The sequence below is a fragment of the Bradyrhizobium sp. sBnM-33 genome, assembly GCF_032917945.1.
In the GTDB taxonomy this organism is placed as follows: Bacteria; Pseudomonadota; Alphaproteobacteria; order Rhizobiales; family Xanthobacteraceae; genus Bradyrhizobium.
This window is the reverse complement of record NZ_CP136624.1, coordinates 1,755,680-1,771,650: the sequence shown is the minus strand read 5'-3', so window position 1 is coordinate 1,771,650 and position 15,971 is coordinate 1,755,680. Positions and strand designations below refer to the sequence as shown.

The 15,971-nt window shown below is 62.6% G+C and carries 6 protein-coding genes and 5 pseudogenes; 5 read left to right on the top strand and 6 right to left on the bottom strand.

Annotated elements, in window-relative coordinates; translation table 11 throughout:
- Positions 1-20: 20 nt before the first annotated feature.
- The 3 genes and pseudogenes from RX328_RS08355 to RX328_RS08345 form a co-directional block, all read right to left on the bottom strand.
- Positions 21-8,444: a non-ribosomal peptide synthetase gene (locus tag RX328_RS08355; RefSeq protein ID WP_317258639.1), complete on the bottom strand. Its 8,424-nt coding sequence runs from the start codon at positions 8,442-8,444 to the stop codon at positions 21-23.
- A 1,167-nt stretch (positions 8,445-9,611) separates the two neighbouring features.
- A pseudogene (locus RX328_RS43310) lies at positions 9,612-9,965 on the bottom strand (formyltransferase family protein); the annotation flags it as partial.
- Between the two features lie 214 nt (positions 9,966-10,179).
- On the bottom strand, positions 10,180-10,389 hold the full coding sequence (locus RX328_RS08345) for a hypothetical protein (RefSeq protein WP_213253870.1): 210 nt from the start codon (positions 10,387-10,389) through the stop codon (positions 10,180-10,182).
- A 149-nt stretch (positions 10,390-10,538) separates the two neighbouring features.
- On the opposite strand from RX328_RS08345, the pseudogene RX328_RS08340 reads away from it, so the two are divergent.
- From RX328_RS08340 to RX328_RS08320, 5 genes and pseudogenes are all read left to right on the top strand, one after another.
- Positions 10,539-11,058 (top strand): annotated as a pseudogene (locus RX328_RS08340) (DDE-type integrase/transposase/recombinase); the annotation flags it as partial.
- A 157-nt stretch (positions 11,059-11,215) separates the two neighbouring features.
- Entirely contained in the window at positions 11,216-11,350 is a 135-nt protein-coding gene (locus RX328_RS08335; RefSeq protein WP_256441657.1) for a hypothetical protein, read from the top strand.
- Positions 11,351-11,570: 220 nt separating this feature from the next.
- Complete coding sequence (locus tag RX328_RS08330; RefSeq protein ID WP_213289012.1) at positions 11,571-11,855, top strand: hypothetical protein; 285 nt, start codon at positions 11,571-11,573, stop codon at positions 11,853-11,855.
- A 29-nt stretch (positions 11,856-11,884) separates the two neighbouring features.
- A pseudogene (locus tag RX328_RS08325) lies at positions 11,885-12,980 on the top strand (IS5 family transposase).
- A pseudogene (locus tag RX328_RS08320) lies at positions 12,980-13,307 on the top strand (hypothetical protein); the annotation flags it as partial. The pseudogenes RX328_RS08325 and RX328_RS08320, both read left to right, overlap by 1 nt.
- On the opposite strand, the pseudogene RX328_RS08315 reads toward RX328_RS08320, so the two are convergent.
- From RX328_RS08315 to RX328_RS08305, 3 genes and pseudogenes are all read right to left on the bottom strand, one after another.
- Positions 13,302-13,586, bottom strand: a pseudogene (locus RX328_RS08315) (ISNCY family transposase); the annotation flags it as partial. The pseudogenes RX328_RS08320 and RX328_RS08315 sit on opposite strands and share 6 nt — an antisense overlap.
- Positions 13,587-14,742: 1,156 nt before the next feature.
- A complete protein-coding gene (locus RX328_RS08310; RefSeq protein ID WP_213253872.1) occupies positions 14,743-14,934 on the bottom strand; it encodes a hypothetical protein in 192 nt (63 codons plus the stop codon).
- On the bottom strand, positions 14,927-15,163 hold the full coding sequence (locus RX328_RS08305; RefSeq protein ID WP_213253873.1) for a hypothetical protein: 237 nt from the start codon (positions 15,161-15,163) through the stop codon (positions 14,927-14,929). Before RX328_RS08305 ends, RX328_RS08310 begins: the two co-directional genes overlap by 8 nt.
- Positions 15,164-15,971: the final 808 nt, after the last annotated feature.

The window sequence follows — 15,971 nt, the reverse complement described above, 5'->3', positions numbered from 1 at the left end:
TCTAATCAAATCTGTCATTTCTAGACTCCAGAAAGAGCAGCTTCTCTAGAGTCCAGAGAGAGCAACTTCAGAAGCTCTTGGCGATCAAACTCTTGTTCGATCAAAGTGATCGAAGTTGCGCGAGCCAGATCCGCCAGCACCGGTTTGGCAAACAGCGTCGACAGCGGCAGTTCCACGCCAACAGCCCGCGACAGCCGGCTCAAGAGCTGCACCGCCAGGAGCGAGTGGCCGCCCAGTTCGAAGAAGTGGTCGTGGCGGCCGACCCGCTCGACCCCGAGAAGCTCCGCCCAGATCTCTGCCAGCGCCGTCTCGATCGCGCCGCGCGGCGCCGCATAGGCCGCCCGCGCATAGGCATCGTCGGCCGGCGCCGGCAGTGCCTTGCGGTCGAGCTTGCCGTTCACCGTCAGCGGCAGCCCCGATAGCCGCACGAACGCCGCCGGCACCATGTAGTCCGGCAGGTACGCACCTAAGTGCGTGCGCAAGGCGCTGGCAAGGTCAGCGCCATCCAGCTCATCCGATTGAGCTTCGGGCGCACACACCACATAGCCGACGATGTGCTTGTCGCCGGACCGGTCCTGGCGCGCCACCACAACCGCATCGCGCACCCAGGCGTGCTCGCAAAGCCGCGCGGCGATCTCGCCCGGCTCGATGCGGAAGCCGCGGATCTTCACCTGGTCGTCATTGCGGCCCAGAAACTCCAGATTGCCGTCCGGCAGATAGCGCGCCAGGTCGCCGGTCCGGTACAGCCGATCGCCGTCCACAAAGGGACTGGCGATGAACCGCTCCGCCGTCAGATCGGCACGGTTCAGATAGCCACGCGCAACCCCCGCCCCGCCGATGTAAAGCTCACCCACCGCCCCCAACGGCACAGGCGCGCCATGGCCGTCCAGCAGATACACACGCGTGTTGGCAATCGGACGCCCGATCGTCTCAACGACAGCCTCTCTCCTGGGCATGCAAATCCAGGTCGAATACGTCGTCGTTTCCGAAGGAGCGTACAGGTTACAGATCTTCTCTACGCCACTGCCCTCGAAGACCCTCTCGATCAGACCTGCCGTCAGCGGCTCACCGGCCAAATTGATGACGCTTGTCGAAGCCGGCACGGCTTGTTGGTCGACCAGAGCGGCGATCGCCGAGGGGACGGTGTTGATCAAGGAAACATCCAAGGACGTCTGCGCCAGCGCCAGTGCATCCTCGACAAGATACAGAGTGCCTCCTTGCGACAGCGGTACGAAGCACTCATAGACGGACAGATCAAAACTGATCGAGGTAGAAAACAGTGTGCGGCTAATCTCTGACTCCGCAAATACGCCGCTGCTCCAATGCAGCAGGTTCACGGCGCTTTGATGCTCGACCATGACGCCCTTGGGGGTTCCGGTTGAGCCTGAGGTGTAGATGATGTAGGCGAGATGGCGCGAGGTGAGGCCGAGGGCGCGCGGCTCGGGATCAGAGACAGGCAGCGCGGCCCAGGGCGGGGTGGCCGTATCCAGATCGAGCGCCGTCACATCGGCGAGCGCCTCGGTGCCGAGCGCGGCGCGGCCGGCCGCATCGCAAAGCAGCAGCTGCGGCGCGGCATCGCCCAGCACCTGGCGCAGCCGCTGAGACGGATAGGCCGGGTCCAGCGGCAGATAGGCGCCGCCCGCCTTCAGGATCGCCAAGAGCCCCACCACCATCGCCGGGCTGCGCTGAAGGCAGATCGCCACCGGCTGATCCGGCCTGACCCCGAGCGCGATCAGATGATGCGCCAGCCGGTTGGCCCGCGCATTGAGCTCGCCATAGCTCAGGCGCTCGTCCTCATGGACGAGGGCGACCGCTTCGGGTGCGCGCCGGACCTGTTGCTCGAACAGTTCATGGATGCACCGCTCCGACGGATAGGCCGCCGCCGTCCGGTTCAACTCCTCCAGCAGATAGCTGCGTTCGTCGGCCGGCAGGATGTTGATGCGGCCGACCGGCTGCCCCGCATCGGCAGCCATCGCCCGCAGCAGCGCCAGCAGATAACCACGCTGCCGCTCGATCGTCGCCTGATCGAACAGCGCCGTGGCATAATCAAACGTTCCGGCTATGACCTCATCACACTCGCCTAGGCTCAGCTCCAGATCGAACTTGACCTGATCGAGCCCTTCCCCGGCAGCCTCCACGCTCAGCCCGGCAAGGTCGAACGACCCGACGGCGTTGTTCTGCCAGGCCAACATCACCTGGAACAACGGCGTGTGATCGAGATGCCGGGGCGGCTTGACGATCTCGACTACCTGCTCGAACGGCAGGTCCTGATGCTCCTGCGCAGCCAGCGCCGTGCGCCGCGTCCGTTCCAACAGCTCTGCCACGCTCGGCGCGCCCGACAGGTCGAGGCGAAGCGCCAGGCTGTTGACGAAGAAGCCGATCAACTCTTCGATCTCGCGGCGGCCCCGATTGGCGCTCGGCACCCCGATCACAAGGTCGTCCTGCCCTGACAGACGCGACAGCACCGCGCCCCACGCCGCCAGCACCGTCATGAATAACGTCGTGCCATGCTGCTGGCTCAGCCGCTTCAACTCCCGCGTCAGATCCGCATCGATGACAACAGGCACAGTGGCCCCGGCAAACGACTGCCGGGCCGGCCGCGGCCGGTCCGTCGGCAAGGCCAGACGGGCCGGCGCGCCAGCCAGGGTGTTGCGCCAATACTCCGCCTGCTTCTGCAATCGCTCGCCAGCCAGCCACTGCCGTTGCCAGGCAGCATAGTCCGGATACTGGATCGCAAGCGGCGGCAGCGGATCGTCTTGTCCCGCCAGGAACGCCCGGTACAGCTGACTGAGTTCACGCACCAGCACGCCCAGCGACCAGCCGTCCGAGACGATGTGATGCTGGGTCAGCAGGAAGACGTGTTCCTCATCCGACATCCGGATCAGACGCCCGCGGATCAGCGGCCCGCGCACCAGATCAAACAGCGTGCGCGCCTCTTCCTGGCACAGCTCCGACAGCGCCGCCTCCGCGTCTGCCCGGCCCCGCAGATCGTGCTCCACAACCGGCAACCCCGCATCCGCCGGCAGAACCTCAACCCAAGGCTCACCCTCCGACGCGACAAAAATGCTCCGCAGCGCCTCATGCCGCGCCACCAACTGGTCAAGGCTGCGCTGCCAGGCGCTGCGCTCGAGCACACCTTTGAGCCGCCACGCCAGCGGAATGTGATAGTTCGTACTGCTCTCGTCGAGCTGCGCCAAAAACCACAGCCTCTGCTGCGCAAACGACAGCACAAATGGCGCATCGCGCGACACAGCCACAATGCCCGGCAGATCTTGTGGACCGGAGCGGCTCAATGTCTCGACAACGCTCCCCGCCAGGTCGGCCAGCACCGGCTTGGCGAACAGCGCCGTAAGCGGCAGCGCTACACCCAGAGCCTGCGACAGCCGGCTCAAGAGCCGTACCGCCAACAGCGAGTGGCCGCCGAGCTCGAAGAAGTGGTCGTGGCGTCCGACCCGCTCGACCCCGAGAAGCTCCGCCCAGATCTCTGCCAGCGCCGTCTCGATCGCGCCGCGCGGCGCCGCATAGGCCGCCCGCGCATAGGCATCGTCGGCCGGCGCCGGCAGTGCCTTGCGGTCGAGCTTGCCGTTCACCGTCAGCGGCAGCCCCGATAGCCGCACGAACGCCGACGGCACCATGTAGTCCGGCAGTCGCCCACTTAAGTGCGCCCGCAAGGCGCCGGCCAGCCCGCCTCCACCGTCCTCGTCCGAGCCAGCCTCGTCCGAGCCCACCACATAGGCGACAAGGTGCTTGTCGCCGGACCGGTCCTGGCGCGCCACCACAACCGCATCGCGCACCCAGGCGTGCTCGCAAAGCCGTGCGGCGATCTCGCCCGGCTCGATCCGGAAGCCGCGGATCTTCACCTGGTCGTCGTTGCGGCCGAGGAACTCCAGATTGCCGTCGGGCAGATAGCGCGCCAGGTCGCCGGTCCGGTACAGCCGATCGCCGTCCACAAAGGGACTGGCGATGAACCGCTCCGCCGTCAGATCGGCACGGTTCAGATAGCCACGCGCAACCCCCGCCCCGCCTATGTAAAGCTCACCCACCGCCCCCAACGGCACAGGCGCGCCATGGCCGTCCAGCAGATACACACGCGTGTTGGCAATCGGACGGCCGATCGGGATCGAGGCCAGCCCCTCGACGGATTCGGATATCTCGAATGTGGCACATCCAACCGTTGCTTCCGTCGGACCAAAATGATTGATCAGACGCACGCTCGGAAAACGCTCTTGCCAAAACTGCATGTCTGCCGGAATTAAGGCCTCGCCCCCAACCATGAGCACTCTTGTCGGAGCCGATCCTTTGTTGGCTTCGAGCCGTTTGTTCAGCATGCTTAGATGCGAAGGCGTCAGCTTGATCAGATCATAGGTCTGGCCATCCTCGACAGCAGCAAGCCAATCTATTGGGACAGTCTGGTTTAGAATGCGGAGCTTGGTACCGGCCAGCAAAGGCCCAAACAAGGTCGTAATGCTGCCGTCAAAGCTAAACGACAGCAGCATCAGCGAGCCGTTCCCAGCTCGTTCGCAATGGCGGCGATCCGACCAATGCAAATAGTTCACCAGTCCGCGATGCTCGACCATGACGCCCTTGGGGGTTCCGGTTGAGCCTGAGGTGTAGATGATGTAGGCGAGATGGCGCGAGGTGAGGCCGAGGGCGCGCGGCTCGGGATCAGAAACAGGCAGCGCGGCCCAGGGCGGGGTGGCCGTATCCAGATCGAGCGCCGTCACATCGGCGAGCGCCTCGGTGCCGAGCGCGGCGCGGCCGGCCGCATCGCAAAGCAGCAGCTGCGGCGCGGCATCGCCCAGCACCTGGCGCAGCCGCTGAGACGGATAGGCCGGGTCCAGCGGCAGATAGGCGCCGCCCGCCTTCAGGATCGCCAAGAGCCCCACCACCATCGCCGGGCTGCGCTGAAGGCAGATCGCCACCGGCTGATCCGGCCTGACCCCGAGTGCGATCAGATGATGCGCCAGCCGGTTGGCCCGCGCATTGAGCTCGCCATAGCTCAGGCGCTCGTCCTCATGGACGAGGGCGACCGCTTCGGGTGCGCGTCGGACCTGTTGCTCGAACAGTTCATGGATGCACCGCTCCGACGGATAGGCCGCCGCCGTCCGGTTCAACTCCTCCAGCAGATAGCTGCGTTCGTCGGCCGGCAGGATGTTGATGCGGCCGACCGGCTGCCCCGCATCGGCAGCCATCGCCCGCAGCAGCGCCAGCAGATAACCACGCTGCCGCTCGATCGTCGCCTGATCGAACAGCGCCGTGGCATAACCGAACGCCCCGGCGATCTCCTCGCCCTGCTCATGAAGGCTCAGCTCCAGATCGAACTTGACCTGATCGAGCCCTTCCCCGGCAGCCTCCACGCTCAGCCCGGCAAGGTCGAACGACCCGACGGCGTTGTTCTGCCAGGCCAACATCACCTGGAACAACGGCGTCTGATCGAGATGCCGGGGCGGCTGCACGATCTCGACTACCTGCTCGAACGGCAGGTCCTGATGCTCCTGCGCAGCCAGCGCCGTGCGCCGCGTCCGTTCCAGAAGCTGCGACACGCTCGGCTCGCCCGACAGCTCCAGCCGAAGCGGCAGGCTGTTGACGAAGAAGCCGATCAACCCTTCGATCTCGCGGCGGCCGCGATTGGCGCTCGGCACGCCGATCACAAGGTCGTCCTGCCCCGATAGACGCGCCAGCACCGCCGCCCAGGCCGCCAGCACCGTCATGAACAACGTCGTGCCATGCTGCCGGCTCAGCCGCTTCAGCCCCCGCGTCAGATCCGCATCGATGACGATCGGAACACTGGCCCCGGCAAACGACGGCTGGGCCGGCCGCGGCCGGTCCGTCGGCAGCGCCAGACGGGCCGGAGCACCGGACAGGGTGTCGCGCCAATACTGCGCCTGCTTCTGCAGCCGTTCCCCCGACAGCCACTGCCGTTGCCAGGCGGCATAATCCGGATATTGGATTGCCAGCGGCGGCAAAGGATCGTCCTGTCCAGCCTCAAACGCCCGGTAAAGCTGACTGAGTTCACGCACCAGCACGCCCAGCGACCAGCCGTCCGAGACGATGTGATGCTGGGTCAGCAGGAAGACGTGTTCCTCATCCGACATCCGGATCAGACGCCCGCGGATCAGCGGCCCGCGCGCAAGATCGAACGGCGTGCCTGCCTCTTCATGGCACAGCTCCAGAAGCGCCGCCTCAGCATCCGGCCGGCCCCGCAGATCGTGCTCGAGCACCGGCAGCCCCGCATCCGCCGGCAGAACCTCAACCCGGGGCTTGCCCTCCGGTGCGACAAAGACACTGCGCAGCGCCTCGTGACGGGCAAACAAACGGTCAAGGCTGCGCTGCCAGGCGCTGCGGTCGAGCGCCCCGCGCAGCCGCGAGGCCAGCGGAATGTGGTAGTTCGTGCTGCCCTCGTCCAGCTGCGCCAAAAACCACAGCCGCTGCTGCGCAAACGACAGCACCAGCGGCTCATGACGCGACACGGCCGCAATCGCCGGCAGCTCTTGCGGACCGGAGCGGCTCAACACCTCCACGATGCTTGCCGCCAGCTCCGCCAGCACCGGTTTGGCAAACAGCCCCGTCAGCGGCAGCGCGACGCCAACAGCCTGCGACAGCCGGCTCAAGAGCTGCACCGCCAGGAGCGAGTGGCCGCCCAGTTCGAAGAAGTGGTCGTGGCGGCCGACCCGCTCGACCCCGAGAAGCTCCGCCCAGATCTCTGCCAGCGCCGTCTCGATCGCGCCGCGCGGCGCCGCATAGGCCGCCCGCGCATAGGCATCGTCGGCCGGCGCCGGCAGTGCCTTGCGGTCGAGCTTGCCGTTCACCGTCAGCGGCAGCCCCGATAGCCGCACGAACGCCGCCGGCACCATGTAGTCCGGCAGGTACGCACCTAAGTGCGTGCGCAAGGCGCTGGCAAGGTCAGCGCCATCCAGCTCATCCGATTGAGCTTCGGGCGCACACACCACATAGCCGACGATGTGCTTGTCGCCGGACCGGTCCTGGCGCGCCACCACAACCGCATCGCGCACCCAGGCGTGCTCGCAAAGCCGCGCGGCGATCTCGCCCGGCTCGATGCGGAAGCCGCGGATCTTCACCTGGTCGTCATTGCGGCCCAGAAACTCCAGATTGCCGTCCGGCAGATAGCGCGCCAGGTCGCCGGTCCGGTACAGCCGATCGCCGTCCACAAAGGGACTGGCGATGAACCGCTCCGCCGTCAGATCGGCACGGTTCAGATAGCCACGCGCAACCCCCGCCCCGCCGATGTAAAGCTCACCCACCGCCCCCAACGGCACAGGCGCGCCATGGCCGTCCAGCAGATACACACGCGTGTTGGCAATCGGACGGCCAATGGGGATAGTAGCCCCATCAAAATCAGCCGGGCAACTCCAGGCTGTAACGTCGATAGCAGCTTCCGTGGGGCCATATAGATTGTGCAGACCAGTCCAAGGCAATACGCGCCGAACCTTGTGCACAAGGGAGGCAGGAAGCGCCTCGCCACTGCACAGGAGACGCTGCAGCGAGCTGCAGCGATCAACACCCCTCGTGTCCATAAAGCTTACCAGCATGGATGGTACAAAGTGTGCAGTGGTAATGCGCTGGCTGATTATAAGGTTTACAAGCGCATCGGGGTCTTTGTGTGCAGACGGAGGTGCCAGCACCAGGGTCGCCCCTTCAAGCAACGTCCAGAAGAATTCCCAAGCCGAGACATCGAAGCCAAATGGCGTCTTCTGCAAGACGACATCAGTCGCATTGAGAGCGTAGGCTTTCTGCATCCAGACCAGGCGATTGATAATACCCCGATGCTCATTCTTTGCCCCTTTGGGGGTTCCGGTTGAGCCGGAGGTGTAGATCACATAGGCGAGATGGCGCGAGGTGAGGCCGAGGGCGCGCGGCTCGGGATCAGAGGCGGGCAGCTCGGCCCAGGCCGGGGTGTCTGTCGTAAGATCGACCACGCTCACATCGGCGAGCGCCTCGGTGCCGAGCGCGGCGCGGCCGGCCGCATCGCAAAGCAGCAGCTGCGGCGCGGCATCGCCCAGCACCTGGCGCAGCCGCTGAGACGGATAGGCCGGATCCAGCGGCAGATAGGCGCCGCCCGCCTTCAGGATCGCCAAGAGCCCCACCACCATCGCCGGGCTGCGCTCCAGGCAGATCGCCACCGGCTGATCCGGCCTGACCCCGAGCGCGATCAGATGATGCGCCAGCCGGTTGGCCCGCGCATTGAGCTCGCCATAGCTCAGGCGCTCGTCCTCATGGACGAGGGCGACCGCTTCGGGTGCGCGCCAGACCTGTTGCTCGAACAGTTCATGGATGCACCGCTCCGACGGATAGGCCGTCGCCGTCCGGTTCAACTCCTCCAGCAGATAGCTGCGTTCGTCGGCCGGCAGGATGTTGATGCGGCCGACCGGCTGCCCGGCATCGGCCATCACACCATACAACAAAGTTTGCAAATGCTGCGTCATACGGTCGATCTGCTTCGGCTCTAGCCGACTTGCATCAAAATGCCATCGAAGGCTCCCATCCAGAGCGGAAACCTCAAACGTCAGCAAATCGCCGCATAGGGCTGCCCCAGCACTTTGGCTCGTCGTCAGATCGCCAGCGCCGCTGTCTGTGGTGATTGTGATGCCAATCGGCCAGGGCTGGTGCGACTGTAGCGCCTCCACACCCCGCAATGCCGGGCAGCGCGCGATAAGATCCCGGGCAAAGCTACCGTGTTCCCTCAGCTGAGCGCATTCGGCCGCGACCGCTTTGCGCACTTCTTCAAAATCATGTGCAAGGTCGACGGTAATTTCCATCGGCACGACAGAGGCAATAAGCACCTCCACCGCTTTAGAGCCAGCTAGCGGTCCATCCGATACAGGCGTCCAGCCCAATTGAAGCTCTGTTTCTCCTGTGATGCGGGCGAGATAGATCAGACATGCCGTTACCAAATATTCCGTGCGATCATGTGGCGACAACTTAGCCAAAGCTCTTGCAATGAACCACGAACTCGACTGCCATCTGGGCGGCGCCTCAGCCACGGACAACGACAAAGGAAGCTGCAATATTCTAAGCTGCTCTAGCCGCTGTACCCAAAACTCCTCTGAAGGCGCCAGCAATTCATGGCTCGCAGTTATGCTCCGCGCCTCATCTTCGCTCAAAATAGGAAGGCGACCACCTTCATCCAGATTGGAGTGCCTGGCGAGGGCTTGCGCGTCCAGCACCTGACCATCGGAGCTGCCAAAGCAAACATCGACATCCTCTGTACCCGTCGCCACCCGCCAGTGGCTGGAGTGGACCTCAAGCAGGGAACCTGCTGGGAGGCCCGAGCGTTGAGGCAGCACCTCCAAGCGGCTGACTGTGACAACTTCATCGCCTACGAAAGCCTTGGACAGCCCCAATGGATTGGGATGATATGGCCCAAAGTTTAAGGCACGCGTCATCGCTGACAGATCTTGCGCGGGCCGATCCCATCGCAGACAGCCTGCCGCATCTGGGCGTCGACGTCTCGGAAAGTAGCTCCGGCTCACCAGTGCCTGCGGATAGGCAGTAAGCTCTCCCTTCGCTAAGCCAGTTAAAAGCTCACGGAAGCCCTCTATCGCGACTTCATAGCATTTGAGGTTCAGGGTCAGTGCCGTATCGGTGGGCGCAATCAGCACTTGGCGCTGAACCACGACGTCTCCTGTATCAACGCCATCATCGATCCGATGCCATGTGATGGCGTATTCGGTCTCCTGCGCCAGCAGCGCCCAGGACGTCGCGCGCGTTCCCGCATATCGTGGCAATGGACCGTCGTGGTAATTAAAAGCACCTCGACGAACCCGCCCCAATACATCCGCTGGCAATATGAACGGATTGGCAACGGAGAAAACCAAATCTACCGGCGCGGCCTTCAAAAAAGAAGAGAGCTCTTCAACGCTTGCTACAGACGGGATGTTCGAGCGAACAGCCCAATCGCGGAATACGCCGTCGGCACACAACGCTGCACCAATGACGTGGCCCATCTCAATTGCCAGCTGCGCGCATCTGATAGCGAGCGTACCACTGCCGACAACGACGGTAGAGGAGATCGATCGCGCTTCAGGTAGCCTGTCCTGATCGCCTGGTTGGCAGGCGCTCCCGCGCGCCGGAGATGCCCGATATGTCATCTTCACCGCTCCTGCAGTCCATCCATCAAGCTGGGCAGTTCCCACCACGTGCGTCGCGCCACGTAGCGACTCAAATCAGCCACACTGGTTCGAATTTGCTCGGGATAACCGCGCCCACAGTCGCTTGCGCAATATGGGTGTATTGACGGTGCCGAAACTCTTGCGCGCAGCCCAGATCTTCCCAATGTCGCCGGCAGGCCCCCACGCCTCCAGATATCGTCTCCGGCAGAATCGCAGCTGCCGCCTTAGCCTGATCTGAGTTTCCGGTGAGCGTGATCATCGGACGACTTCTCCTCAGTCAATGCGCCTTTATAGAGGAGACTACGCATGTATCGTGCCAAAGGAGAAATCGTTCTCTGTCAGTATGCTAACCCTAACACTGCTATGTCACTCATCCGACATTGTCGGACATCTAACGTACTTGCGTTATCCACTCCGATCCGATTCGCCAGCTCCGCTCGCAGCCACAAATGGCATCTGGACGAAGTCGTTATCTCGATTCCCGGCGAACAACATTGGTTCTGGCGCGCTGTCGACCAGAATGGCCTCGTTCTCGACGTCTTGATCAAGCGCCGACGAGATTCGCGCGCTGCGCAGCGGCTCATGAAGAAGCTCTTGAAATCCACCGACACGTCGCCGCGCGTGATGATGATCAGCGACAAGCTCCGTTCGGTGCTGCAGGGGCGAAGATGGCCTTTCACGTCCGCAGCACAAATCTCTCAACAATCGGGTCCGAGAATTCTCATCAGCCGGCCTGGCGACGCGATCGGATCATGACGCGTTCAAATCGTCCCGTCAGCCTCAACGGTTCCGTCAGTTCACGATCGGGTCGCGAACTTTCCCACATCCCCTATCCCGGATCCGTCACTGTCGACTTCCGTCGAGCTTCGCGCGAGCCAGCCTTTGCGACTTGCCGTGAGACTCCACGACAAACGCTATCGCCGAATCAATCGTCGATTTGAAGAGAATGCGCGGCAGCAAGGCTGCAGGCAAAAAAGAAGCCCTCTGTCTCCGATCGCGATCGAGGTGGTGCGTCGGACCGGTGCGGCGCGCTGGCGGGTTTACGGTTGGCGATGACGCTTGGGACAGAGAGGCGCATTGCTGCCGTGCGAAGCCTCGCAGTCGACATCCTTGCCGCTGGTTGTGGAAGGCCGTCGGAGGAGCGTCACGATCCGGCGATCAAGGTCGAGATTGCGATCGGCGACGTCGTCGTACGGATGGGGAACAGCTATCTCGAGTGATCCGCCGCGGTGCGGGCATCACGATGATTGCAGCGGGCGCCAAACTGAAGATTTAGTCGTCCGTTAACAAGCGGGGTTGAGAGCGAACCGAGATTGCGAAGGCGCGCAAAAGGACGATCAGGATGAAGTGCAAGAGCTTACTGAGCCAGGCGAGGATGCGACGGAATATACTATGGGGTGACCGGCAGAGGCGTGAGAGTATTGATGCTGGTCATGAGCAATGGAGCACCCCATGCAAAAGGCAAACGATCTCGGCCGGTCTTCCACGGTCCTTGAACAGAATAGTACGCTGATCGCGGTCATGAGCCTCTCAAGCTGGCTGGTCGCTGAAATCGTCCTCGGGCTGGATCGTCATCTGTTGAAGAAGCTTGGCGCCGACGAAGAAGACGCGCTGCTCCGGTTGCTACACCGCTGGCGCGAGGAGGCGGCAAACTTTGGGCACGCGATTACACGCATAGCGGTCGCCTTTGAAGGCAGTCGCGATGGTTTTGGCCGGCGAGCGTGATTCATTGGCTCCGACGAGATTCGGAGACGGTGCGTGCGCGTTGCCTCGACAATCGAACGGGCGAGTTGTTCAGCTACGTCGACCTGGAGTCGCGGGTGCGGCGCGATCATCCGCTGCGAGCGATCCGGAGGATGGTGAACGAGCCGCTGTCAGAGCTGGAGCGCGAGTTTGCCGCGCTCTATTCGCCGATTGGGCGGCCGTCGATCCCGCCGAAGAAGCTGCTGCGGGCGATGCTGTTGCAGGCGTTTTATTCGATCCGCTCGGAGCGGCTCCTGATGGAGCGGCTGGAATACGACCTGCTGTTCCGCTGGTTCGTCGGCATCGGCGTCGACGACGCAGCCTGGGACCGTTCGGTGTTCTCGAAGAACCGCGACCGGCTGCTGGAAGGCGACATCGCGGCGAAGTTCTTGGCGGCGGTGCTGGCGCAGCCTATGGTGAAGAGGTTCTATCGAGTGATGACTTCTCGGTCGATGGTACGCTGATCGAGGCCTGGGCCTCGATGAAGAGTATCAAGCCGAAGGACGGCTCCGGCGAACCGCCGGCGCAAGGCGGCGGCCGCAATGCCGATGCGGACTTTCCACGGCCAGAAACGCTCGAACGACACCCATGCTTCGACTACCGATCCAGACGCCAGGCTGTATCGCAAGGGCAAAGGCAAGGAGACGAAGCTGTGCTTCATTGGGCACGGGCGATGGAGAACCGCCACGGTCTGCTGGTCGACGCCTGCCTGACGCAGGCCGACGGGCATGCCGAGCGGGTGGCCGCGCTGCACATGATCGAGCCTCGTGCTGACCGACCGACAGCGATCACGCTTGGCGCCGACAAAGCCTACGACGTGGAAGACTTCGTCAACGAGCTGCGCTCGATGAACGTGACGCCGCATGTGGCACAGAACACCAGCGGCCGCCGCTCTACGATTGACGGGCGAACGACCCGGCACGGCGGCTATGCTGTCAGCCAGCGCATCCGAAGCGGATCGAGGAGGCATTCGGCTGGATCAAGACGATCCCGGGGCAACAGAAGACCCGGTTCCGTGGCCGTGACCGCGTCGCATGGGCCTTTACCTTCGCTGCCACCGACTACAATCTGGTGCGGTTGCCCAAGCGGATCGCGGAGACCGGCTGATGGCCAAGGTGCCCGGCTTCGCCAAGGCCTTTGCAGGCCGCTGGCGCATCGTCGAGATGGACGTCTGGACAACGAGTACCTCGATCTTCTCGAGGAAGCGCATCTCACCTTCCAGGGCAAGTCCAATGGCGAAATCGCGTTTGGGGCTCTCAAGAGCTTCTTGGACGTGCGCTACGGCACCCGCGACGGATCGGCGTGCGCGGAGTTCTCATGGGAAGGGCACGACGAGAACGATCCGTCCTGCGGTCGCGGATGGCTATGATCGCCACTGCAGACAGGCTCCTCGGCCACTTCTACATCCACAATGGCGACGATTCTGCCTTCATTCTTGGCGGAATAGAACCCGGCGTCTGCTGCGACCAGGCGCGGCGTGCGGCCGAGCTTGGCTTGGTGGATTTCGATGGCCGGAACCAACAGGTCCGAATCACTCGGCCGCCGATCGTAGACTTCGTAGTCGATCACGATTTGGTTTTCGGCCTCCTGCAGCTTGACCATCTTGCCGAACTCGTTGGGCTTGCCGGCCTTACCCTTTCGAATGATCTCCGTCGAGGGCTCGAACACGCTGAAGAGCTTGTCCTCTGCCCGTGTGTTGCCGCGGAAGATGCCCTTGGCCGATTCCATCGTCATGGTAGGACCCGTCGAGCACGACAGTGCGCACGTTCGGATTTTGGCACCCGGTACGTAATATATGCTGCAAGAAATCGACGAGTTCTTTGGAATAGGAATGCCCGCCATCGGTGATGACCCGCAATCTTTCGGTCATCACCCCGCGGTCATGCGTGCGAGGTTCCTCACGGTGATAAATGCCGGCGTCGGTCGTGCTGCGCCGTGATAGCCCCGCAAGATCACGGGTTCGACAGCCTCAGTAAGCTTCTCGATGTACTACTCGATGCGGGCGGTGGGCCCCCTTTTTGAGCACGCGTAATCGATCGGCATCATCACAGCACACATCGTGGAAAGTACCAGGCTTTTTCGCATACCGGGCTTGAGGCGTTTGAGCGTCGGGACAGTTACGATGCAGCTATCGAGTTCAATGGCGGCCGGTGCCGATAGGACGATTTTGGAGCTCCTGTTGCCGCTGAGTGAAAAGGGCGGCACAACCGATCGATTTCGGAAGCGACCCGAGTGGCCGGCTCTAGCAAACCGCCGCCGCTCGGCGGCGTTCAGACACTTTACGGCCGCCCGGTAGTCCGCAGACGCTTAGCGCTTGCATTGTCTATCTCTCACCCTCCCCTGAAACAAAATAGCCGATGGTGTTCCAGCACGAGCTGTCTAAAAGATGAAATCCGAAGAGAACGTTGTGCGTGATATTCAATGTGCTCCCTTCAAGGTCTGTCTGGTTATGGCCGCCATCTATCAAGCCGCTCGCAACCAGCGAACTTTCTGCCGCATATCGCCGCGGCACCTTACTGGACCGCGCAGGAAAGTATGGGAGCTGTTACGCATTCTCGCCTTTCGGCGGATAGCCCCTTGCATTTTCTTCGCCGCTTCACCACGCTGGCAGGTGAAGTGCAGCGATGCCAAGTCTCGCGGCAGCCCAAGAGCTTGACTCTGATGTGCCGAAGCCGCGCGCTCCACTGTGCTTCGCCGAGATTGCTGACTGTAGCGATTCAACCGGGAGGCCGACGGGGGGGTAGATTTCGCCCGGAGTCATCAGCCGCCAAGCGAGATCCGACATCTCGTTGCGGGCCTTACGCGGCTCCGTCGTGAGTTGAGGCAGATTGTCCGCAGGCAGCCCCTGCCCCACGGCAATGGGAGCTTGCTATGCTTTATCGTAAAACCGCTTCAGCAGGACCACGCCTACACCTTTTTGAAGTTCCCCTATCTGCCGTAACGCTGCATCGCTTTCTGGGCCGCGCGGAAGCCGCCTTGCTGACGCTAGGATGCTGATTAGCAGTTGGAGCAGTTCCTCAATGGTGGCCGCCTCATCGCCCTTTTGAAGCCCGTCACTCATGCGAGCAGTCTCCTCCATCGCCTTCCAATCTTCTGGAAGCGGGACTTCTCGACAAAAAAACATCGGTCGAGGGTTTAAAGCTGCCGGTACAGTGAGGCCGCAGACCGAAGAGTTGGAACAGGCGATGAACGGTGCTTTTGGCAATTTCCGTCTCTTTAGATGGGCGCACGCTCCAATGGATTGCGGCTTTGGGCTTGCGAGCAAGTGTCTTGCTGATCAGCTCGGCCACAGCCTCATCCTCAACCGTGCGGGGGTCCGCCGGTACGCATCTCATCGTAGATGATCCTCAATGCGATTTGCGATAAAGCGATTGGGCCGTTTGCCGATCGTATGGGGCCGACCACCAAGCCGCGTCGCCAAGACGACGTGCTCGGCTCGCGTTGGCAGGCCAGCACGATCTCTGTTCGCAGCGTCAGCGCCGCGGCAGCGAGCGCGACCGTGTTATGGCCGTGAGCTGCGTGTCTTCGTCGCTGGAAATCGTCAGCATCGCCTTCGCCTGTCCGGTGCGCATCGATATCTCCTTCATCGGATACGCGGAACCCATGCAATAACCATGCTACGAACTTGCGGGACAGAACGCTAGCAGCGAGGCGGGTCACGGTTCTCTTCATCCATTGGCCGGGGAATGACCTGGGCAAACATCAACCGCGATGTTCTCGTGACGGGAACTTCGATCACTCGCGGAGAGCTGCAAACGATGCGCCGGCGGTATTGTCGACCAGCCCCCCGTAACTCGATCTGAATCTACGTGCATCGGGCGGTCGGCTATCGCCGGAGCAGCTCGGGAATGAAAGGTGCCACCACATCGAGATCGGGGGTGCCGCGATGGTGCCGGATTTGGTGTGTGCCTTGCTTCACGAGAGAAAACACACGCGTAGCCGCCAGCATGCCTTTGGATCGACGCTGCAGGTTGTCAGATCTCCGACATCTCCGTCTTGAACCTGACGTGCCTGATGTTGAAAGATGGAAGGTCATCTGATGACTATCGCCTCTCGTGCTGAGCCGAACGGACGCCTGACGATCATACGCCACTGTGC